Origin of the sequence: Halobellus marinus, from assembly GCF_032113415.1 — an archaeon.
Classification (GTDB): Archaea; Halobacteriota; Halobacteria; order Halobacteriales; family Haloferacaceae; genus Haloquadratum; species Haloquadratum marinus.
This window is the reverse complement of the sequence record NZ_CP134946.1, coordinates 1,765,753-1,786,697: the sequence shown is the minus strand read 5'-3', so window position 1 is coordinate 1,786,697 and position 20,945 is coordinate 1,765,753. Positions and strand designations below refer to the sequence as shown.

16 protein-coding genes and 1 pseudogene are annotated in these 20,945 nt (G+C 62.6%); 9 read left to right on the top strand and 8 right to left on the bottom strand.

Going from position 1 to position 20,945, the window contains the following annotated elements:
• Positions 1–37: 37 nt before the first annotated feature.
• Together RJT37_RS09115 and dmpG are read left to right on the top strand one after the other, a co-directional pair.
• On the top strand, positions 38–982 hold the full coding sequence (locus RJT37_RS09115; RefSeq protein ID WP_313689692.1) for an acetaldehyde dehydrogenase (acetylating): 945 nt from the start codon (positions 38–40) through the stop codon (positions 980–982).
• The gene (dmpG, locus tag RJT37_RS09110; RefSeq protein WP_313689690.1) at positions 975–2,024 is read left to right on the top strand and encodes a 4-hydroxy-2-oxovalerate aldolase; all 1,050 of its coding nucleotides are present in this window, start codon (positions 975–977) and stop codon (positions 2,022–2,024) included. Before RJT37_RS09115 ends, dmpG begins: the two co-directional genes overlap by 8 nt.
• A 71-nt stretch (positions 2,025–2,095) precedes the next feature.
• Here dmpG and RJT37_RS09105 read toward each other — a convergent pair whose 3' ends face one another.
• Positions 2,096–2,482, bottom strand: coding sequence for a VOC family protein (locus tag RJT37_RS09105; RefSeq protein ID WP_313689687.1), 387 nt, complete (start codon positions 2,480–2,482; stop codon positions 2,096–2,098).
• A 103-nt stretch (positions 2,483–2,585) separates the two neighbouring features.
• Here RJT37_RS09105 and RJT37_RS09100 point away from each other — a divergent pair, with 103 nt between their 5' ends.
• Entirely contained in the window at positions 2,586–3,368 is a 783-nt protein-coding gene (locus RJT37_RS09100) for a 2-keto-4-pentenoate hydratase (protein ID WP_313689685.1), read from the top strand.
• Between the two features lie 287 nt (positions 3,369–3,655).
• Positions 3,656–4,708, top strand: coding sequence for a VOC family protein (locus tag RJT37_RS09095; RefSeq protein WP_313689683.1), 1,053 nt, complete (start codon positions 3,656–3,658; stop codon positions 4,706–4,708).
• Between the two features lie 113 nt (positions 4,709–4,821).
• Here the strand turns inward: RJT37_RS09095 and RJT37_RS09090 are convergent, their stop codons facing one another.
• From RJT37_RS09090 to RJT37_RS09080, 3 genes are all read right to left on the bottom strand, one after another.
• Positions 4,822–6,498, bottom strand: a complete 1,677-nt coding sequence (locus RJT37_RS09090) for an aldehyde ferredoxin oxidoreductase family protein (RefSeq protein WP_313689681.1) — start codon at positions 6,496–6,498, stop codon at positions 4,822–4,824.
• 63 nt (positions 6,499–6,561) lie between these two features.
• Positions 6,562–6,696 (bottom strand): hypothetical protein, encoded by a 135-nt coding sequence (locus tag RJT37_RS09085; RefSeq protein WP_313689679.1) that lies wholly within the window; start codon positions 6,694–6,696, stop codon positions 6,562–6,564.
• A 9-nt stretch (positions 6,697–6,705) separates the two neighbouring features.
• A complete protein-coding gene (locus tag RJT37_RS09080; protein WP_313689676.1) occupies positions 6,706–6,882 on the bottom strand; it encodes a hypothetical protein in 177 nt (58 codons plus the stop codon).
• A gap of 698 nt (positions 6,883–7,580) precedes the next feature.
• Between RJT37_RS09080 and RJT37_RS09075 the strand changes: the two genes are divergently transcribed.
• Positions 7,581–7,736: a hypothetical protein gene (locus tag RJT37_RS09075; RefSeq protein WP_313689674.1), complete on the top strand. Its 156-nt coding sequence runs from the start codon at positions 7,581–7,583 to the stop codon at positions 7,734–7,736.
• 295 nt (positions 7,737–8,031) lie between these two features.
• On the top strand, positions 8,032–8,766 hold the full coding sequence (locus tag RJT37_RS09070; protein ID WP_313689672.1) for a fumarylacetoacetate hydrolase family protein: 735 nt from the start codon (positions 8,032–8,034) through the stop codon (positions 8,764–8,766).
• A 117-nt stretch (positions 8,767–8,883) separates the two neighbouring features.
• Here the strand turns inward: RJT37_RS09070 and aceB are convergent, their stop codons facing one another.
• The gene (gene aceB, locus RJT37_RS09065) at positions 8,884–10,191 is read right to left on the bottom strand and encodes a malate synthase AceB (protein WP_313689670.1); all 1,308 of its coding nucleotides are present in this window, start codon (positions 10,189–10,191) and stop codon (positions 8,884–8,886) included.
• 277 nt (positions 10,192–10,468) lie between these two features.
• On the opposite strand from aceB, the gene RJT37_RS09060 reads away from it, so the two are divergent.
• A complete protein-coding gene (locus RJT37_RS09060) occupies positions 10,469–11,233 on the top strand; it encodes an IclR family transcriptional regulator (protein WP_313689668.1) in 765 nt (254 codons plus the stop codon).
• A gap of 155 nt (positions 11,234–11,388) precedes the next feature.
• Here the strand turns inward: RJT37_RS09060 and RJT37_RS09055 are convergent, their stop codons facing one another.
• The 3 genes from RJT37_RS09055 to RJT37_RS09045 form a co-directional block, all read right to left on the bottom strand.
• Positions 11,389–14,373: an FAD-binding and (Fe-S)-binding domain-containing protein gene (locus RJT37_RS09055; protein ID WP_313689666.1), complete on the bottom strand. Its 2,985-nt coding sequence runs from the start codon at positions 14,371–14,373 to the stop codon at positions 11,389–11,391.
• 139 nt (positions 14,374–14,512) lie between these two features.
• Positions 14,513–15,130, bottom strand: a complete 618-nt coding sequence (gene rdfA / locus RJT37_RS09050) for a rod-determining factor RdfA (RefSeq protein ID WP_313689664.1) — start codon at positions 15,128–15,130, stop codon at positions 14,513–14,515.
• Between the two features lie 71 nt (positions 15,131–15,201).
• Positions 15,202–17,148, bottom strand: a complete 1,947-nt coding sequence (locus RJT37_RS09045; protein WP_313689662.1) for an archaea-specific SMC-related protein — start codon at positions 17,146–17,148, stop codon at positions 15,202–15,204.
• Positions 17,149–17,852: 704 nt separating this feature from the next.
• On the opposite strand from RJT37_RS09045, the gene RJT37_RS09040 reads away from it, so the two are divergent.
• Both RJT37_RS09040 and RJT37_RS20515 read left to right on the top strand, forming a co-directional pair.
• Positions 17,853–18,614, top strand: coding sequence for an IclR family transcriptional regulator (locus RJT37_RS09040; protein ID WP_313689660.1), 762 nt, complete (start codon positions 17,853–17,855; stop codon positions 18,612–18,614).
• Positions 18,615–19,044: 430 nt separating this feature from the next.
• Positions 19,045–20,668: pseudogene (locus RJT37_RS20515) on the top strand (long-chain-fatty-acid--CoA ligase).
• The last annotated feature ends 277 nt before the right edge of the window (positions 20,669–20,945 follow it).

Below are 20,945 nucleotides of genomic sequence, written 5' to 3'. Positions count from 1 at the left end.
GCGAAGTTATTAGTACAATAGATTCGTATCTCGGCGTATGTCGTTAGATGCGGCGATCGTCGGTCCGGGTAACATCGGAACCGACCTGATGTACAAGATACTCGATCGGGGAGAGGAGATCGACCTACAGCGGATGGTGGGTATCCTCCCGGTCGAGGAATCGGAGGGCCTCCAGGCGGCCGTCGACGAGGGCGTCGACGTCGGTACCGACGGGATCGACAGCATCGAAGAGCACGCCGACGAGTTCGACCTCGTCTTCGAGGCGACGAGCGCGGGCATCCACGAGCAGCACGCGCCCGTCTATGACGACCTCGATCTGTTCGCGGTCGACCTGACGCCCGCGGCGATCGGTCCCTACACCGTGCCCGTCGTCAACGTCGACGACGTCGTCGCGGAGGGCCACGAGAACATCAATATGGTCACCTGTGGCGGCCAGGCGACGATCCCGCTCGTCTACGCCGTCGACCGCGTCGCCGACGTCGAGTACGCGGAGATGCTCTCGCATATCGCCTCCAAGAGCGCCGGTCCGGGGACCAGACAGAACATCGACAAGTTCACGCAGACAACCGCGGCGGGCCTCGAGGAGGTCGGCGGCGCCGACGAGGGGAAGGCGATCATCACGCTGAACCCGGCGGAACCGCCGATTATGATGCGGAACACCGTCTACACGATGGTCGACGGGGACACCGACGTCGACGAGGTCCGCGATTCGGTCTCGCGGATCGAATCAGAGGTCCAGGAGTACGTCCCGGGCTACGACGTCACGCTCGAACCGACGGTCAAAGACCAGGAAGACGTGGCGTTCGATCTCGAGGGGTCGATCATCCTCACGACGATGCTGGAGGTCGAAGGCGAAGGGCAGCACCTGCCACCCTACGCGGGCAATCTCGACATTATGACAAGCGCAGCACTCGGCGCAGCCGAACGGGTCGCACAGCAGCCAGTCGATGCGGGCGTCGTCGGAGGTGCGGGCGATGACTGACGCGGACGTTCGGCTGGTCGATATGACGCTCCGCGACGGGATGCACGCCGTCGACCACCAGTTCACTCCCGAGGAGATGGCCGACGTCGCCGCCGCGCTCGACGCCGCCGAGATGGACGTCGTCGAGGTCTCACACGGCGACGGGATGGGCGGCTCCTCGATCAACTACGGGTTCGCCGCGGCCGACACCGAAGAGTACCTCGATGCGGTCGTCCCCGAACTCACGGACACGGAGCTTTCGGTGCTCCTGTTGCCCGGCATCGGGACAGCCGAAGAACTCGATATGGCCATCGACCGCGGTGCGGACATCTGTCGGATCGCCACGCACGTCACCGAGGCGGATATCTCCGAGGACCACTTCGACAAGGTGAAAGACCGCGGTATGGAGGCCAACGGCCTCCTGATGCTCTCGCACATGGCCGAACCGGAGCGGATTCTCAAGGAGGCCAAACTGATGGAGGAGTACGGCGCCGACGCCGTCTACCTGATGGATTCGGCTGGCGCGCTGCTCCCCAACGACGTCCGCGACCGCATCCGCCCCCTCGTCGACGAACTCTCGATCGACGTCGGCTTCCACGCCCACAACAACCTTGGCCTCGGGATCGGAAACACGCTGGCGGCCATCGAAGAGGGCGCAGTCACGACGGACGGCTGTCTCCGCGGCCTCGGCGCGGGATCGGGCAACGCCCAGATCGAAGTGCTCGTCGGCGTCCTGCAGAAGGCCGGCTACGACGTCAACCCGGACTTCTTCGGCGTGATGGACGCCGCCGAGGACGTGCTCGTGCCGATGATCGACGACGACGAGATGCCGGAACTCGACAACGACTCGCTGATGCTCGGCTACGCGGGCGTCTACTCGTCGTTCCTGCGGCACACCCGCCGCGTGGGCGAGAAGTACGACATCGACCCCCGCGAGATCCTCGTCGAACTCGGCGAGATGGAGGTCGTCGGCGGTCAGGAGGACCTGATCACCGACGTCGCCGCGCGACTCGCCGAAGAACGTGACGCGGGCACGGCCGCCGAGGCTGCGTCCGACGACTGAACCGGGCTCCTCACTTTTTCGGGTCGGCTTGCGGTGGTAACCTCGCCAGATAGAGACGCCTTCGATCCGTCTCAGAGGTCGTCGCGCGGCTCGATCAGTTCGAGCACGTGGCCGTCAGGATCCGTGACGAACGCGATCCGCGCGCTTACACCCATCGAATCCAGCGGGCCGCGGAGGAGTTCGCTATCGGTTTCTTCGGTCAGCCGCTCGACTAAGGCGTCGGTATCCTCGACTTCCAGCGCGAGGTGGTCGAACCGCCGGGTCGACCGTTCGCCGAGGTCGTGGTCGGGCTTGTGTTTGAACTGGATCTCCGTGTCGCTCTCGCCGCTGACGTAGACGTTCCGCGCGTCGTCGCCGCCGACGAAGTCGTTGGTCTTCTCCAGATCGAGCGCTCCGGTGTAGAACTCCAGAGTATCTTCGACGTCCGATACCCAGATCGCGCTGTGGATGACGTCCATACCCCCAATCGGGGTTCGATCTATCATAAATGACGTGGATCCGTACCCGAGACCGACGGATCGATCACCAACCTATTTGGCGACGCCGCGAGGGAAAAGAGGTATGGGAGTTTCACCGGACACCCGCGAAGAGTTGGCAGAGAACCTCTATACAGCGCTCCGCTCACAGTCGCCCATCGACCGGCTCACCGCCGAACACGACCTGACGATGGCGGACGCTTACGACGTCCAGACCCGGCTGATCGAGCGTCGCCTCGACGACGGCGCCGAGATCGTCGGGCACAAGATCGGGCTGACGAGCGACGGCATCCAGGAGCAGCTCGGCGTCGACGAGCCGGACTTCGGCCGGCTGCTCGATACGATGTTCGTCGAAGGCAGAGAGATCCCGGGCGAGGACCTGATCGAACCGCGAGTCGAACCCGAGATCGGATTCCTGCTCGAGGAGCCGCTCGAGCCGCCCGTGACGTATCTGGACGTGCTCGACGCCACCGGCTCGGTGCTGCCGGTCGTCGAGGTGATCGACAGCCGCGTCGCCGACTGGGACATCCGCATCCAGGATACGATCGCCGACAACGCGTCCTCGGCGCTGTACGTCGCGGGCGAGCGGACGACGCCTGCCGACACGGATCTCTCGCTGGAAGGGGTGAAACTCTACAAGAACGGCACGCTGGAGTCCTCCGGCGTCGGCGCGGCGGTCCTCGATCACCCCGCGCGCTCGGTGGCCTGGCTGGCGAACACGCTGGCTGACCTCGACGAAAAGCTCGAAGCGGGGCATCTCGTCTTGAGTGGCTCGTTGACCCCCGCGGTCGACCTCGCACCGGGCGACGTGATCTCCGTGGAGTTCACCTCCCTCGGGACCGTCAACGCACGGCTGGCTGAAGAGTAGTCAAGCCCGGTCGCAGACGGCAACTCCGCCGCTGGAACGTTTTCTCCGGACGAACAGTACCGCGAGGAGCCGCCGCTGCTCGGCGTAGGGGATGGCGCCGAGGCTGTACTGCGTCCCGAACTACTGGGGGTCCGACTCGGAGCCGATGTCCTCCTGCCAGACGACGGTGTCTTCTAAGCGGTATATTCTCAAACCTTCGTTTTGCTACAATAAAAATCCTGACCTGCTTCTCAGTTTCCTGCACTCGAATAAAATTATTATTTGCAATGGATCGGCCATCGAACCGTATGGGAATTGCAACACTTGCACACGCAGAGCTATACTGTCCCGATCTTGAAGCGTCGCTGGAGCACTTCCGGGATACGATGGGGATGTACGTCCGCCACGAAGAGGACGACGCCTACTACCTGGCTGCGTTCGGCGACTGGCAGGACTACACGCTCATCCTCCGAGAAGGCGACAAATGGGGCTGTAAACACGTCGCCTGGATGCTCGAAGAGGAAGACGACTTCGAGGTGCTCAAAGAACGCATCGAGGAGTCCGGATACGACACTGAGTGGGTCGAGGAAGGCGCCGAACCCGGCCAGGGCCGCGCGCTAAAGTTCGATTACCCCGGCGCGACCCCCGAGTACTGGGAACTCGTCTACGACGTCGACCGCGCGTTCGACACCGTCGACGAGGAGCACAAACCCCGACTCAAAAACCAGCCTGCGCGCAAACCCGAGCGCGGCGCGGGCTTCCGTCGCATCGACCACGTCAACTTCAACGTGAGCAACGTCAGGGAGTGCTCGGAGTGGTTCCAGGACGTCCTCGGCTTCAACCTCCGCGAAGAAGGGTTAGATCCCGAGGGCAACCAGGCCGGCGCGTGGCTCAGCGTCTCCCCGCTCGTCCACGAGATCGCGTTCGTCGCGCCGCCGCCGGACGCCAACGTCGTCGACAAGATGGACCACGTCGCCTACTATATGGACGGCGGCTATCGCGGGGAACTCGAACGCGCCGCGGATCTGCTGCGGGAGCGCGGCATCGAGTTCGTCGGCGGCCCCGCGCGCCACGGCATCAGCCAGGCACACTTCAACTACTACCTCGAACCCTCCGGGAACAAGGTGGAGATCTTCGCGGGCGGCTACCTGATCTTCGATCCCGAGTGGGAGACGGTCACCTGGACTCCCGAGGACGGTTCCGACGGCTTCGTCTGGTGGGGCGGCAAGGCCGGCCAGCACGCCCGCCGGCAGTACGACTATATCCCGACCGACGAGACCGACTGGTCGGACGAGGGCGCACACCACCTGCGGGATCGCTACAAGTCACAGGATCCCGACGGGGCCGAAGCCGACGACTGAGCGACGACCTGCGGATCGGTGCGGGTTTTTTCGATTCTCGCTGAGCTAACGGTTCGGAACCGAACGCGACGATCCGGGCGAAGATTACCGATGAACGGTTATATCAGTCCGTCTCAGTCGTCGGCGGCCTGTGCGAAGTCCGCGACGAGATCGCTGGGGACGATACCGTCCTCGGTCCAGCCGCGGTGCTCGTAGTACTCCTGAATCGAGGAATCGAGATCCGGCAGATCGTAGGGGAGCCGGTCGTCCGCGGCATCCAGACCGCGCTGGTTGCCGAAGTGCCGTTCGAGATTCACGATCCGGTCGCCGACCGCGAGCAGATCCTCGTAGTCCTCATCGAACAGCGCCTCGAAGATGTCCTCCTCGATGACGCGCCCGAGGCCGAACTGACACAGCACCGCACAGTCGCGGATCGCGTTGCGGTCCTCGTTGTCGATCACGAACTCGGCCTTGCCCGCTGTTCCCTTCGCAGGGATGTCGTCGTTGTACTCTGCGATCATCGTCGTCGAGTACATGTGGTCGGCGCCGCGGCCCGCGACCGCGTAGGAGAGCCCCTGCCCGTGGACGACGCGGCCGTCGTGGGCGGCGAAGTCCATCCCCTTGACCGTCCAGTTGTCGACGCCCAGCTCCTCGTGGACGCGATCGATCCCCTCCGCGAGGGTGTCGCCGACGCCCTCGCGGTGGGCGATCTTCTCGATGAGGTCGTGGATCAACTCCTCGTTGCCGAACTCGTCTTCGCTCGCCAGGTACGCGGCGATGGTGTTCCCACAGGAGATGGTGTCCATCCCGAGTTTGTCGCACAGATCGTTGGACTTCATAATGTCGACGATGTCGTCGACGCCGGAGTTGCTGCCGAACGCGAAGATCGTCTCGTATTCGGGCCCCTCCGTCTCCAGTCCGCTCTCCTCGTCGCGGGTCGGGAGTTTGCAGGCGAAGGCACACACCGAACAGGCGGCCTTCTTGTACTTTTTCTCCTCGACGCGGTCGCCGTTGATCCCTTCGGCGCCTTCGAAGGACTGCTCGGAGAAGTATCGCGTCGGCAGCGAGAAGTTGTCGTTGAGAATCTGCACCAGATGGGTCGTGCCCTGCCGGCGGAAGATGTCGTCGCTCGTCGCCGCCTGCCGGTGGACGTCCATCTGGACGTCCTCGTTCGGCATCTCGATCTCGGGCGCGGAGTCGCCCTCGAAGGAGAGACACTTGACGTTCTTCGAGCCGAGAATGGCGCCCAGGCCACCGCGCCCGAACGCACGGGCGTCGTAAGTCATCACCGAGGCGAACCGAACCTCGTTTTCCCCCGCCGGGCCGATCGAGACGAGGTTCTCGCTCTCCAGTCCGTGCCGCTCGTTCATCGCCTCTGTGACTTCGGGGACTGTCGCGCCTTCCAGGTCGGGGACGGCCTCGAACTCGACGCCCTCGTCGGTGACGTGAACGGCGAGGAGTTCGTCGCTCTCGCCGGCCACCTCGACGACCGAGTGACCGGTGCCGACGAAGTTTCGGGAGAGGTAGCCGCCGGCGTTCGAGGAGAGCAGACCGCCCGTCAGCGGTGAGAGGCCGGTCATATTCATCCGGCCGGTGAAACTCATATCGGACTGCTGGAGCGGGCCGGAGGCGAGATACGCGCGGTTCTCCGGACCGAGCGGGTCCGCGTCGAAGGGGATCCGATCGTGTGCCAGTTTCGTCGCGACGCCGCGTCCGCCGATGAACTCCGCGAGTTCCTCGTCGATGTTCTCGGTCGTGGTGGTTCTGTCGCCGACGTCGATTGTCAAAAGCGAGCCGTTGGCGTGGAGCATCGTTCTGAGATACGCAAGCCAGCACTAAAACCCGTCGCTGATCGCCCGCGACCGCCGATCGGGTTACCCAGCCAGCACGGCGAGCACGACGAGTTGGATCGGGACCAAAAGCAGCATCGTCGCGAGCGTGGCCGCCGAGACGACGCGGATCAGTTCCCGAACCTCGACGAGATCGTACGCCAGAATGACGGCGATCACAGCCGACTGCTAGGGGAAAAACGGCATCGAGAGCGCGACGGGTTCTGTCAGCGCGACCGGGAGGAGCGGTAGGTCGGCATCGACGGCGAACGTGAGAAGCACGGGCGTCACGACGCTTGCGGCGGCCAGCCCGCTGACGACGAAAAGCAGGGCCACGGTGTACAGGAAGAGGACCGCCAGGATCACAACGAGCGACGAGCAGAGCGACTGCTACAGAGAGCGTCGACAGCCGAGTGCTCGAATCCGATTCGAGAAGTGACATCATTCGCAGGGTAAAGCGGTTCGCGGCAGTCGTTCCCCCTGGGAATTTTCAGATGGAAAGACGGAGTGAGCATATACCAACGAAGAATCGCTGGGTGCTGCTTATACTTGTTGATGGATACCCCGTCCGGGCGTTATCGGTCCTGGCCGAGCAGGTCGCTGTCGGGTTGCTGTCACCAGTTGCTCACCTAGATGCATTGAGACACCAGCACGACGCGGCGTACAGGAAGCCCCCCTCTGGTCCCGAATCGCGTTTCCAGCGGTGGGAGTTGACACCGTCTCCGAGGTATTCTGTATTTCAAAACGCTCGACCGCCGAAGATCCAGGGTGAATTATTCGATGACAACGAGCCAAAAAAGTGAGGATGTTTTTGAGAGAAAATTCAAAAAGCAAAGAATCCGTTACGGTTCGGCTGTTTCATCGGAAAGTCACGGCGGGAACGGTGACGAACGGCCGGTTTCGGCTGCCAGATCTGATCTGGTGATAACAGATGTACTTCTGTTTCGACCGGTGGATTGCAAAGCTACTGGCGTATCTTGCGTATTTCGTTTTCACATTTAGAAAGTGACCGAGTTGCGCCTGTCATCTCTCGGCGGTTCGAACACAACCCCTGTGACACTCGGGTGCTATTCGGGGACTCGCACCCCTTCGGCGTCGGGCCGGCGGACCGATTGACCGACCAGCAACTGGAAGACGGTATCGTCGGTCAGATTCTGGGCGCGGCCAACGAACTGGAATTGAAACTCACCCAGGGGAGACAGTACCTGAGTTCGAACTAGTGTATATATCAGATTGAAACTACTATTAGTAATATTATGTTCTCTTCATCAACTATCGATATCTCCGATATCAACTCCTACGCAGACCAGATACGGTGTGTACCTCACAGAAGATTAGGTCACTATAACAGGTATTCTATTCAATCATTGACTATCTTATACTCGAACTACGGGCTCGGGTCGATGGGATTTGCGACGAGATGTTCGCGGCGCCGTCTCCGAAAGCGCCGCGTGGACAGACCGGTCGAACACCCAGTTTCAACAGTCATTTATTTCGGCTCGTCGTTCCCAGCGTATGCGACTTGCACGATTACAGACGCCCGAGGGGGTCGTCGAAGGCCAGTACAGAGACGGGATGATCCACGCACCGGACGGCGAGTACGCCGTCGGACGCGACGGCACGCTCACGGCCCCTTGCTCGCCGTCTGCGATGTACTGCGTCGGCCGCAACTACGCGGAGACGCTCGATCAGATGGATTACGAGCGGCCGTCGGAACCCGATTTCTTCATCAAGCCACCCGCTGCGCTCGCCGGCACCGACGATCCGATCCGGTATCCGCAGTGGACTGAAGAACTGACGTACGCCGGTGAACTCGCCGCCGTCATCGATAGCCGCTGCCGCGACGTCGCGGTTGAGAACGTTTCAGAGGTGATCCGTGGCTACACGATTATGAACGACGTCGACGCGCTCGATCAGAGCGGACGAACCGCGCGAAAGGCGTTCGACGGCTCCGGCCCGTTGGGTCCGTGGATCGAAACGGACTTAGATCCCGAGGGCACCGAGATGGAGACGATAATCAACGGCGAAAAGCGGCAGAACTCGAACACAGAGTTGATGCTGTTCGGCCCCGAGGAGATTGTCGCCTTCCTCTCCCGAAGGTTCACACTTCGCCCCGGGGACGTCATCGCGTTCGGAAGTCCAGCCAACCCGGGAACCGTCGACCCCGGCGACGAGATCGAGATCACCTACGAGGGTGTCGGGACGCTCCGGAACACGGTGATCGACTCCGTCGAAGCACGCGCCGACTGAATCGGACAGCGCTTCCGGGTGGATCCCGGGAAGTTCGGACGGCGCTTCCGGGTAGCTCCCGGGAAATGAGCGTCGGCATCACGGGCAGTTCCCGAGCCGAAAGCGTCGACCGCCCGATCAGTTCCCGACCGCAGTCGCCCGCTCGACGATCTCCTCGCCGTACATCTCCTCGAGTTCCTCGTGTTGGTCCGGCCGGTGTTCGTAGACGTCCTGGAACAGCGCGATCGGCGTCCCCGCCGCCTGGTACGTTGCCTCGTCCCACATCCGGTCTTTGCTGATCTCGACGCTCACACCGTCGATGACCACTGTGGCCGACTGCGTCATCGCGATCGCACCCTTCCCGGCCTCCTTGGCCGCCTCGAACTCTTCCATCGAATCGACGATATCGGTCATACTGGGGACGTAGGCGGTCATATCCAGCAGTTCCTCACGGAGTTCGTCCTCGTCGAGCACGTGTTCGTCGTCGCCGACACGGAGGGTGTACTCGCGGTCGCCCGTGACTTCCAGCCCCATCTCGGAGCCGTCGTACACCTGCTGTCCGTCTTCCGCGCTGAGTTCGACTTCGCGGTCGCCCACTTCGAGGAGCCAGGACCCGGTCTTCGGCGGCAGCGGGGCTTTATTGGCCGTGACGACCTGTCCGGGCGTCAACGACCAGATGCCCGTCATTCCCTTCGCGCGATTGTCGGCCATCCGCTCCTCGTAGCCCTCGATGTCACGGATGTCGTCGTAGGGGCCGTCGACGGCCACGAGCCCGGCGGCGCTGGCGCCCCGGGAGGTGTTGTGGCGCAGTTCGGGCCACGGCGGGAGTTCACCGGTCCGCGTCATCGCCCGCATATCCTTCGTGTAGTCGACCTCACCGTCGACCAGGAGAAAGAGGCGTTCGAGGTTGTTCGCCGGCTTGCCCATCTCCGTGCGGAGGTCGCCGAGGGCGAGTTCGGCCTCGCCGGACTCGACGATGACCGACATCGAGAGCGATCCCGGTTCGAGGCCGCACTCGGTCTCGATGATCGTGAAGAACTCGTCGGCCTTCTTCCAGTCGTCGATGTCGCCCACCTCCGGGATCACGAAGCCGTCGATATGTTCGATGGCTCCGGTGTCGGAGCGGGCGATCCGCAGCATCTGCTGGAATCCCGCGTACCGCTTTGCGGGATCCTCGCGGTGCCAGACGACCCGCGGATGGATCTCTCCCGGGAAGTCCGCGCCGTGCTCGGCGACGACCTCGATGATGTTATCGATTCCTTCCTCCCGCATCGACGGGGCGGTGGCGTCCTCGTTGTCCGGGACCCAGACGTCCGGGGCCTGCATCCCGCGCAACCCGGCCGCGCTACGAAGCATCTTCGCTGAGTCGTCTTCACCCTCGACGGCCGTCGGCGACGTGAAGAACGTTCGCACGAACTCCCGAGTGTAATGTCTTTCAGTACTCATATCCGACGGGCGAATCCTCCCGGGGAATCATATTAAAAGTTCCGAGCGACACGACGAGACGGTCGGCAATCCACCGGTCTCGACCCACACTTGTTCCTCGACATCCGTTTTGTGATGACAAACGGTCGTTTTCGAACTCTCCCCATGCAGTGACCGGGATTCGATCGGCGGCTATCTGTTAAGCGGGGGTCTAATACCCCAGGTGATCGTTTTCCCGCGGTTCGTAGAGCGTTATCCAATAGTAAACATTGATGCCGATCCAATCGCTATGGGGCGTATGACCGAGAAAGCGAATCACCCGATCAAATCCGTCGAAAAGACGGTCCGGATCGTCGAGGCCCTGAAGCGACGCCGCTCGGCCCGGCTTCGCGAACTAGCCGAGGAACTGGAGATGAACAAAAGCACGGTCCACAACCACCTCAGTACGCTGCGCGAACACGAGTACGTCGTCAAAGAAGGCGAGGAGTACCGCCTGAGTCTGAGTTTCCTCCACATCGGTGGCATCCTGCGGAACGAGGTGGAGCTCTACGAGGCCGCGAAGCCGAAACTCGATCGGCTCGCAGCGGAGACAGGTGAACTCGTCACTCTCGCGACAGAGGAGCGAGGACTCGGCGTGGTCCTCTATCGGGCGCGAGGCGAGGAGGCCGTCGAGATCGACACCCACGTGGGGAGTCAGCTCACGCTCCACAACTCCGCACTCGGGAAAGCCATCCTCGCACATCTCCCCCGGGAACGCGTCGAGGCGATCCTCGACGACCGCGGGGTTCCGGCCACGACGGACAACACGATCACCGACGAGGCGACGCTGTTCGAGGAACTCGACCGCATCGAGGAGCAGGGGTACGCCTTCGACGACGAGGAGAACTGGCGCGGACTGCGGTGCGTCGGCGCCCCCATCCTCACAGACACGGGCGTCGTCGAAGGAGCGATCAGCCTCTCGGTTCCCAAGAACCGCCTCGCCGACGAGTCAGCACGCCAGGCCTACGTCGACGAAATCAAGAATACCGCCAACCTTGTCGAACTGAGCATTACCTACTCCTGAGGGGGGTAGCAGCTTGCATATCAGCCGTACATCTGTTAGGTGATTCACCGGATCTCGGCGAGATCACCCGTCTTCGACCGTCGGGACATCCGCGTTTTACACTGCCAAATCTCGCGTCGGGACATCCGCGTTTTACACTGCCAAATCGCGCTGTCTCACCGATCGATTGCGCTATCGACGAGTTCGATCGGGTGGGGTGGGTTCTCCGCTGCCTCTTCCCTGTCGCCGATCTGACTGCGACAGGAGCCGCCGGGAGCGACCACCTGTGTCGCCTCGCTCGCGTCTATCTTCTCGAACAGCCGGTCGGCGATCGATTTCGAGACGTCGTAGTGTTCGGCCTCGTAGCCGAAGCTGCCGGCCATCCCGCAGCACCCCGAGTTCAGCGGGTCGACGTCGTAGCCCGCGCGGCGGAGGACGCCGACCGCGTGGTGGTCCTTGCCGGCGGCGTGCTGGTGACAGTGGCCGTGATAGGCGAGTGCCCGGTCGAGTCCCCCCGGCTGGACCGGTAGCTCCTCGACGAGCCGGTGGGTGTCGAGGTACTCACAGACGCCGTAGGCGTTTCGCGCGACGCGCGCTGCGGCGTCGGTCGAGAGGAGATCCGTGTACTCGTCCTGGAAGACGACGGCGTCGCTCGGTTCCACGGCGACGATCTCCCAGCCCTCCTCGATGTAGTCGGTGAAGGTATCGACGTTCTCCCGGGCGCGTTCGGCCGCCCGATCGAGGAGGCCGACCGAGTAGGCCGCGCGGCCGCTCGGGGCGACGTCCGTCGGGATGTGGACGTGCACTCCCGCTGCTTCGAGCACCCGCACGGCCGCCTTCCCCGGTGCGGGATAGCTGTAGTTCGTGTAGGTGTCGGGGAACAGCAAGACCTTGCGGTCGGCTTCGACCGCGGAGACGCCCGGGTCGCGCTGCTCGGCCCACTCGACTAGCGACTCGCCCGCAAAGGGCGGCAGTGATCGATCGGACGCGATCCCGAGGACCTTCTCCATAACCGCCCGCGACCCGGGAATCGCTGTCGCCCAGTTCGAGAGCGGCGCGAACCGCGAACCCCACTTGGAGGCGGTGTCGATGTTGGCAAACAGCTTCGAGCGGAGGTCCGGCCCCTTCTCCTGGTAGTACTGGTGTTTGACCTCGGCTTTGAGTTTCGCCATATCGACCCCGGTCGGACAGTCGGACTTGCAGCCCTTGCAGCCGACACAGAGGTCGAGGACGTCCTGCTGGAAGTCGGGTGATCGCAGCCGCTCTTCGGGGATCTCACCGCTGATCGCCGCCCGGAGCATATTGGCGCGCCCGCGAGTGGTCGCCAGTTCGTCGTCCGTCGCCCGGTAGGTCGGACACATCACGTCGTCGTCCTGCTGGCGACACGTCCCGCAGCCGTTGCACAGTTCGACGAGATGGGAGAACCCGCCCTCCTCGGAGAAATCCAGCGTCGTCTGCGGCTCGATCGAGGCGTAGTCGGCGCCATACCGAAGATGCTCCCGCATATCGGTCTGCTCTCCCTCGCGGTAGACGACTTTCCCCGGGTTGAGGCGCCACTCGGGATCGAACGCGGATTTGAGCTCCTGAAAGGCGCCCCACAGCTCCTCGCCGTACATTTTGGGGTTGAACTCGGTTCGTGCCAGCCCGTCGCCGTGTTCGCCCGAGAACGCGCCGTGGTGGTCCAAGACGACGTCCGTCACGTCGTCGGCGATCGACCGCATCTTGTCGATCCCCTCCTGTTCTTTCAGCGTGAGGATCGGCCGGATGTGGAGGGTGCCACTGCCCGCGTGGGCGAAGTACGCCGCAGACGTGTCGTGGTCCTCGAGGATCTCCATAAATTTCGCCGTGTATTCGCCCAGCTCCTCAGGTGGGACGGTCGCATCCTCGATAAACGGGTAGGGTTTGGGATCGCCTTCGAGGCTCATAAGCAGCGGAATCGCCGCCTTGCGGAGCTTCCAGAGGTCCGCCTGTGCGGATTCGGAGTACGCCTCGATGACGTCGAAGGCGTCGCCGTCGTCGAGGAACCGGGCGTTGGTCTCGGCGATCGCCGCCTCGAAGTCGGAGACGAGTTCGGAGTCGAATTCGATCATCAGGGCCGCGGCGGCGTCGTTCGGGATCGGCTCCTCGTACTGTGCGTACTGATCGGACTCTCTGGCCAGCCGGAACACCTCGTCGTCCATCAGTTCGACGGCGCTGACGTCGTACTCCAGTGCGTCGGGAACGGCCTCGAGCGCCGCGATCAGGTCTTCGAAGCAGTACAACGCAAGCGCCGTCTCCTCGGGTTTCGTGACGAGCGAGAGTTCGGCCTCGACGACGACGCCGAGTGTCGATTCGGCGCCGACGAACAGCTTCGAGAGGTTGATGACGCGCTCGCCGTCGTCGTTCTCGTAGATGACCTTCTGGAGGTTGTACCCCGAGACGCTGCGTTTCAGATCCGGGTACCGGGCCTCGATCTCCGTTTCGTGTGTTTCGACCAGGTCGCGGACCGCTCGGTGGAGTTCGGCCTCGCGGGTGTCCGCCGCGACGAGCCTGTCCCACTCGTCGCTGTCGAGAACGATCTCACGCGTCTCGATGAGACTGCCGTCCGCGAGCACGACTTTCAGGCGTTCGGTGTAGGCGTCGGTGATGCCGTACCGGACCGAGTGGGCGCCCGTGGAGTTGTTGCCGATGCCGCCGCCGACGGTCGCGCGGTTCGACGAGGCCGGGTCCGGGGCGAACTTGAGTCCGTCTTCCGCCAGTCGCGCATCGAGGTGGTCCTGCACGACGCCGGGCTGGACCACAGCGCGTTGCTCGTCGGGGCGGACTTCGAGGATGTCGTCCATATGCGTCGAGAGGTCCAGCACGACACACCCTGGACCCACCGCCTGACCGGCGAGCGAGGAGCCGGCCCCACGCGCGATCACCGGAACGTCGTGTTCGGCCGCAATCGACAGGGCAGACCGGACGTCCGAAACGTCTTTCGGTTCTACGGCGCCCGCCGGTCGCGCCTGGTAGATACTTCCGTCGGTCGCATACAGTACCTGCGCGTACTCGTCGAACCGGACGGCGCCGTCGACCTCTGCACGGAGATCCGAAGCCAGCGCTTCGTACGCGCCCGTCCCGGCTGTCGGAGCCGGCTCGTCGCGGGCTGCTCCCCCCTCCTGGGGGATCTGTTGTGACATACCCCTCGGGTTGCGGGTGAACTGTTGTAAAATCTGGGGTTGTCCGAATTCGCAGGCCGCGGTCCCCACTGTTTCGTATGGTAAAACATCCCGGTCTCTCGACAGCGTGATTGTTCTACGACGTTCCACTCACGCCCGATCAGTCCCGCTGACACTCACACCCGCGGGATTCGAGAAACTCCGAAATGGAATACTGCTCCCCACAGCTCTGACAGAGGACCTGAACGTCCAGGAGAACCTCGAACTCCTCGACGTCGACGCGGCCGGTCTCCCGGAGCTTCTCGATCCGTTCTTCCGTCACCGAGAGCGTCCGCGTCATCAGCCGCTGGATGCTCTGGAGGTCTTTCTCGACTTTCTCCTCGTCGGAGAGCCGGCGGTACTCGGCGTCCCGGTAATCAGTCAGATACGATCGGATCGCCTGGTAGCTGACGAAGTCGGATTCGAGCTTGTCGACGTCGACGCCGCCGGCTTCGAGTCGGTTCCGGGCGTCGGTCCGAACCCCGGGACTCACGTCGTCGTCGGTCAGGTTCTGGTAGGTCGTCGAGACGTCGCTCTCGAGCGCGCTCATCCCCGCATCGAGCAGGGCCTGCTCCAGGAGCCGTTCGTTGAAGTAGTCGGCGAGATCACGGAGACTGGTCCGCTCGACGCCGTCGCCCGTCCAGCGGGCCTCAAGTTCGTCACCGAGGCCGTCGAGATCGTACTCCCCGATCAGCCGCGCCACCTTGCTCGACGGTCGATTGTCGGTCGAATCTGGCATTAGGGTCCTTTCGCCGAAGAGTCCCAAAAATGTACTGGGCTATCGCCGGGTTGAGAGACGGCCGACGTGTCTCAGATCGACGTGACCCGCGTGAAGTCGTCGTCGAGTGCCTGGGCGTCTTCCGGCAGCAGCGCGACCACGAGGAAGTCGGCGTAGTCCGCGAAGTACTCCACCAGCGCGGCGATCCGGTCCGAATCGATGGCCTCCAGCGAGTCCAGCAGCATAAACGGCACCGTCTCGTGGAGGTCGTGGACGAGATAGCCCGCGAGCGCGAAGATCAGTCCAGTGACCTCCCGTTCGCTCTCCGAAAGGTGCTCGATCGTGTCCTCGTAGGCGGCCCCGTTCTCGGTCGTCCGAACGATGTGGAGCTCGAACCGCGTCTGGACGTCGTTGCCGCCGCCTTCCTCTATCCGCTCGATCCAGATGCGTTCGATGTTCTCGTACCCGAGCAGGTCCAGGATCGACTCCATGTGGTCGTTGAACGATTCGACCGCTTCCGATTCGATCTGGTCGATCTTGGTCCGCTGGTCGGTGAGTTCGTCGACGAGTTCTGCGCGTTCCTCACGGAGCTCCTCTGCGCGTTCGACCGCTGCCTCGATCTCTTCGATCTCGTCGGTCACTTCTTCGAGGTCCGATTCGAGGCTCTCGATCTCGAACTCCAGCTGGTTCGCCTCCTTGTGCAGCGAGAGGATCTCCTGGAAGTCTGCGGACTCGAGGCTTTCGACCTTCGATTCGAGGGACTCGACGTCCTCTGTCAGTTCCGTACGCTGCGCTTTCAGCGCCTCGATCTGCTCGTCCCGACGGGAGAGCTCGGCGTCGATATCGTCGAGCTTTCGTTCGATCTCCGACCGACGCTTCTGCTTTTTCGTGGCCTCACGCTGTTCGGCCTTCCGTTCGTCTAGCTGGCTCTTGACGTCGTTGAGCTCCTCGACCTTCTCCGATCGGAGAGATTTCAGCCGTTCGATCGTGGATTCGATCTGCTCGCGGTCGACCGAAGAGCCACAGGTCCAGCAGACCACTGTCTCGGAGTCGCCCCCGACGAGCTGGTCGGTCACCGAACCGTTCGAGCCGTCGCCAGCGGCTTCGGAGCCGTCGAGGAGGTCGTAATCCTCGGCTTCGAGCCGTTCCTCGTTGTACTGGATCAGACTCCGGAGTTCGTTGATCTCGGTGTTGAGATCCTGTCGTTCCGACCGGAGCCGGTCGATTTCGGCGTCCAGGTCGCGGTGATCGCCCATCGGCGTCTCCGGCAGTTCTTCGAGGTCGTCCTCGAGTTCGCTCCGTTCGCGCTTCAGCGAGGAGACGCTCTCCTCCTGGCGCTCGATCTTCCGGCGGGCCGACTCCAGTTCCGAGCGCGTCTCCCGAAGCTCCTGCAAGCGTTCTTCGAGTTCGGCCTGCTCCTTGCGGCCCTCTTCGACGTCCCGGCTGCTGTCATCGATTTCCTCCTCGAGCTCGGCGAGTTCGTCGCGCTTCTCCTCGATCCGTTCCCGGAGGGTGTTGCGCCGCTTTTCCAGCTCCGGCAACTCCCGCTTGCGGGATTCGATCCGCGCCAGTTCGTCGTTGATGTCGCCCTTCTCGGATTCGAGGCGGCGGATCTCCGCGCGGATGGCGTCGACGTCGACGGGCCGCATAATGACGTCGCGGAGCTGGTCGTCGCGAGCGGCCGCCTGTCTGGCGTCGTTCGTCTCGAGGAGGAACGCGAACAGATCCGCGACCTCCGGATCGTCGAGATACCCCTCACCCTCGAACTGGACCCCGTCGCCCACCCGTTTGAGCGTCCGCTCGTAGGTCTCGCCGTCGAGTGTCATCGACACTTTCCCGGAGTCGGCGTCACCCTTCAGCGAGACACGTTGGCTCCCCATCGCGGCCATAATTGATCGCAGGAACGAAGTTCGGTTCGTCGCGTTTTTGCCAGTGAGGACAGTTACGCCGGGGGGAATGTCTACCTCCGTGTAATCGATGCCGCCGATATTCTCGACGGAGAAGTGTGCGGATTCAGTTAGTTGTTCGGAAGTCGCCATACCTGCCGTATCAGTTCTCGTGTATATAGTCTTTGTGTACTCGATTCCGAGTTTCTCCTGGGTTTCGAGAGGAGATTCGACATTCCCGTTATTGCTTGGAACGAATGACACACTCCCCCTGTGCTGTTCCTGATCTATCGAGGAAGCGACGAGGTAGTGATCATAAGATGACAAAAATTTCCAACTCCCGCCTATATGGGTTGTTTGGTGAACTCCACGGCAGTCACTTCATATTACACAGGTGGTATGATGCCGCCTTCGGCGGCCGTCTCAGCCTGCCGAATACACGTTGAAAATCGATCCAGGCCCGCGATCAGAATAACAATCGTACCTTCGTTACAGTCAAACGTCATAGCGGGCACCGATCAGAGAGAAAACCGCGGGCTCGATTCTGGCCCGAACTCCGAGTATATCGCAGATTGTCCGGGAAAATCGGACGGATGACGGTAAGTCATTCTTTCGTGGGAGTGGAACCGGGGCCGTGGTTCGGCCGATTTCGAGATCAACACCTGAGGAGATATCGATCCGAATCGCCCCGCAAAATGTCGTCAGAAGGACGATATCAGACGATCCAACCGAGTCAGAACAGGCGGCGGTTGGGACTGAGATCAAAGCGCCATTGCAGTCGTAACGCCACCGTGGGAGCCACGGCGTCCGAGATAACCGTAGTTTTTACTTTACCGGCGACGTGAAGACGAGTAAGGATGACCGACGATGCCCCGCCGCTGAAAACAGTCCAGCGCGCATTCGAGATACTGGACCTTCTCAAGCAGGAGAAAGAAATCGGAGTGGCCGAACTGTCGCGTCGGATGGATCTCCCGAAGAGCACTGTCCACGACTATCTGCGGACGCTTCGGACAATGGGTTACGTGGTCAACGACAGCGGCAGGTACCGGCTGGGCTTTCAACTCCTGGAACTCGGCGGTCAGGTGAAGTACCAGAATCGGCTCTTCCACGTCGCGAAACCGGAACTGGAGCGGTTGGCCGGCGAAACTGGCGAGCAGGCGAGCGTCAACGTCGAGGAACGCGGGGAATTCGTGATCGTCCACACCGAATTCGGGTCCGATTCGCTCCAGCTCGGGACCTATCCGGGGCTCAGAACTCCGATTCACACGCACGCAGGCGGGAAGGCCATCTTGGCACACCTGGGGGAAGAAAAAATCGATCAGATCATCGAAACGCACGGTCTGGAGGCAAAGACCGATCACACGACCACCGATCCCGACGACCTGACCGCGGAACTGGAGACCATCCGCACACGAGGATACGCCATCGACAGCAACCAGCAGGTTGTCGGGATGGGTTCGGTTGCGGCACCAGTGCAAGTAAAAGACCAGGTGCTCGGATCGATCGATATCGTCTGTCCGAGCGATCGGCTACAGGACCCAGACTACCGCGAAGAACTCGCCGCCGAGGTGCAGCAGTCGGCAAATGTCGTCTCGGTCAACTACCAGTATGCGCCTTGAGACGGATCGAGGCCGCTTTGCTGTGCGATCTGTTCTTCCACCAGGGACTTCGTTGTGGCCGAATCGGGCAGGGGAACTCTCGGAACTGCGTTCGAGCATCTCAGACGGCCACTGCCACTACCGAGACGACGGCCTCCCTACGTTCGGACAGAATCACCAGAGAATCTCGACTACGTCGACCTCCCACAAGAGGGCCAACAGTACGCGTTCTCGACGGTGCGGGCGTGCGCGCCGATGGGAATGGAAGACGAAGTGGCGTTCGTGTTCGGGATCGTCGACCTCGGCGACATCCAGGTGTCGGCGCGCGTCGAGAACGCCGAGTGAGAGGATCTCGAAACCGGCGATCCCGTCGAACTCGAGATCGTCGAGGTCGACGAACCGGTCGACCACGAACGGGTTTTTTACCGGGTCGAACCGAAGGCGTAGCGCGATGAAGGATTACGAACTCACGATTACGGAGTTCCTAAAGCGGGCGGTCGATCTCTTCGATCACAAGGGAATCGTCACCAAACAGGCCGACGGGTCGATCCACCGCTACACCTACGCGGACGCCTACGAGGGATCTGCCAACTCGCCCACGCCCTCGACGACTACGGGCTGGAGACCGGCGACCGCGTGTCGGTGATGGCGGTCAACCACTACTGGCACTACGAACTGTACTTCGGCCCCTCCTGCAGCGGCCGGAGCATCCACACGACGAACCACCGGCTGCCGGAACACCACCTGACGGAGATCATCAACGAGGCCGAAGACCGGCTTTTGTTCGTCGATCCCGAGTTCGTCGAGACCGTGGAGGCGATCGCCGACGACCTCGAAACCGTCGAGCAGTACGTCGTCCTCGCCGACGAGGTGCCCGAGACGAGCCTCGACCCTGTCGTCGACTACGAGTCCTTTATCTCGGGCTACGACACCGAGTACGACTGGCCGGAACTCGACGAGGAAAGAGAGTTTGCGCTCTGTTATACGTCGGGGACGACCGGCCTCCCGAAGGGCGTCCAGTACCGGCACCGGCGGATGTTCCTGCACACGCTGATCCACGGCCACGCCGACGTATTCGGCGTCGGGGAGGGAGACACCGTGATGCCGGTCGTGCCGATGTTCCACGTCAACGGCTGGGGGTTCCCCTACTCGGGGACGTTCTACGGCTCGAAGCTGGTCTTGCCGGGCCAGCACACCTCGCCGGAGGCGGTCGCCGACCTCGTCGACGCGGAGGACGTGACCGTCGCCGCCGCGGTGCCGACCGTCTGGATCGAGATGGACAGCTACCTCGACTCCGCCGCGGGCGACCCCTCGAGTCGCTGGATCGGGTGCTGACGGGCGGCAGCGCGCCGCCAGCCTCGCTGATGCAGAAGTACGAGGAGGTGTACGAGGCCCCGATCTACCAGGGCTACGGGATGACCGAAGCGTCGCCGCACCTGACAAACACCTTCGAGACGACCGAGATGCAGGAGCTTCCCGACGAGGAGCGCTACGAACTCGGGCGCAAGGCGGGCATCCCGGCGCCGGGCGCAAAGATCCGTCTCCGGGATATCGACGGCGATCCGGTGCCACACGACGGGGAAACCCCGGGAGAGATCCACGCTCGCTCGCCGTGGCTCACTGACGGCTACGTCAAGCGACCGGAGGCCAACGAGGAGTCGTTCACCGACGACGGGTGGTTCAAGACCGGGGACATCGGGACTATCGACGAGTACGGCTACCTCGACATCGTCGATCGACTCGACGACGCGATCAAAAGCGGCGGGGAGTGGATCTCCTCGGTCGAACTGGAGAACAACCTCATCGACGCTGAGGGGGGTCGCCGAGGCGGCCGTCGTCTCCGTGCCCCACGAGAAGTGGCAGGAGCGACCGGTCGCGTACGTCGTCCGCGAGGACCAGTCGCTGGACGAGGAGGCGCTCCGGGAGCACCTGCTTGAGACGTTCCCGAAGTGGTGGCTCCCGGACGTGTTCCGGTCCGTCGAGGAGATCCCAAGACGAATACTCACAAGTTCGACAAGAAGAATCTCCGTAGTCAGTTCATCGAGACGGAAGGAACGCTTCCGCTCGACGAATAGCGTGAGTTTCTCATCATCGATTCTGATAGTAAACGACCACCCGACAACTTTGTAATCAGATATACTCGCCGAAACGGTAGTTCTCGAATAGGCACACGAGCTGTCACACCACCCGCGGTCGGTCGCGACTGACGATATCGAGCCCGTCGCGACCGAGTACACCGAGTCGGTGGCCGGCCCCGACGACGTCGTCGTTCAGGGTAAGGCCGGAGAGGGATTCACAAGGATGGGTGTAATCTCCGGCTGCCGACCGCGGAACCCGATGCGTGATCGGCAG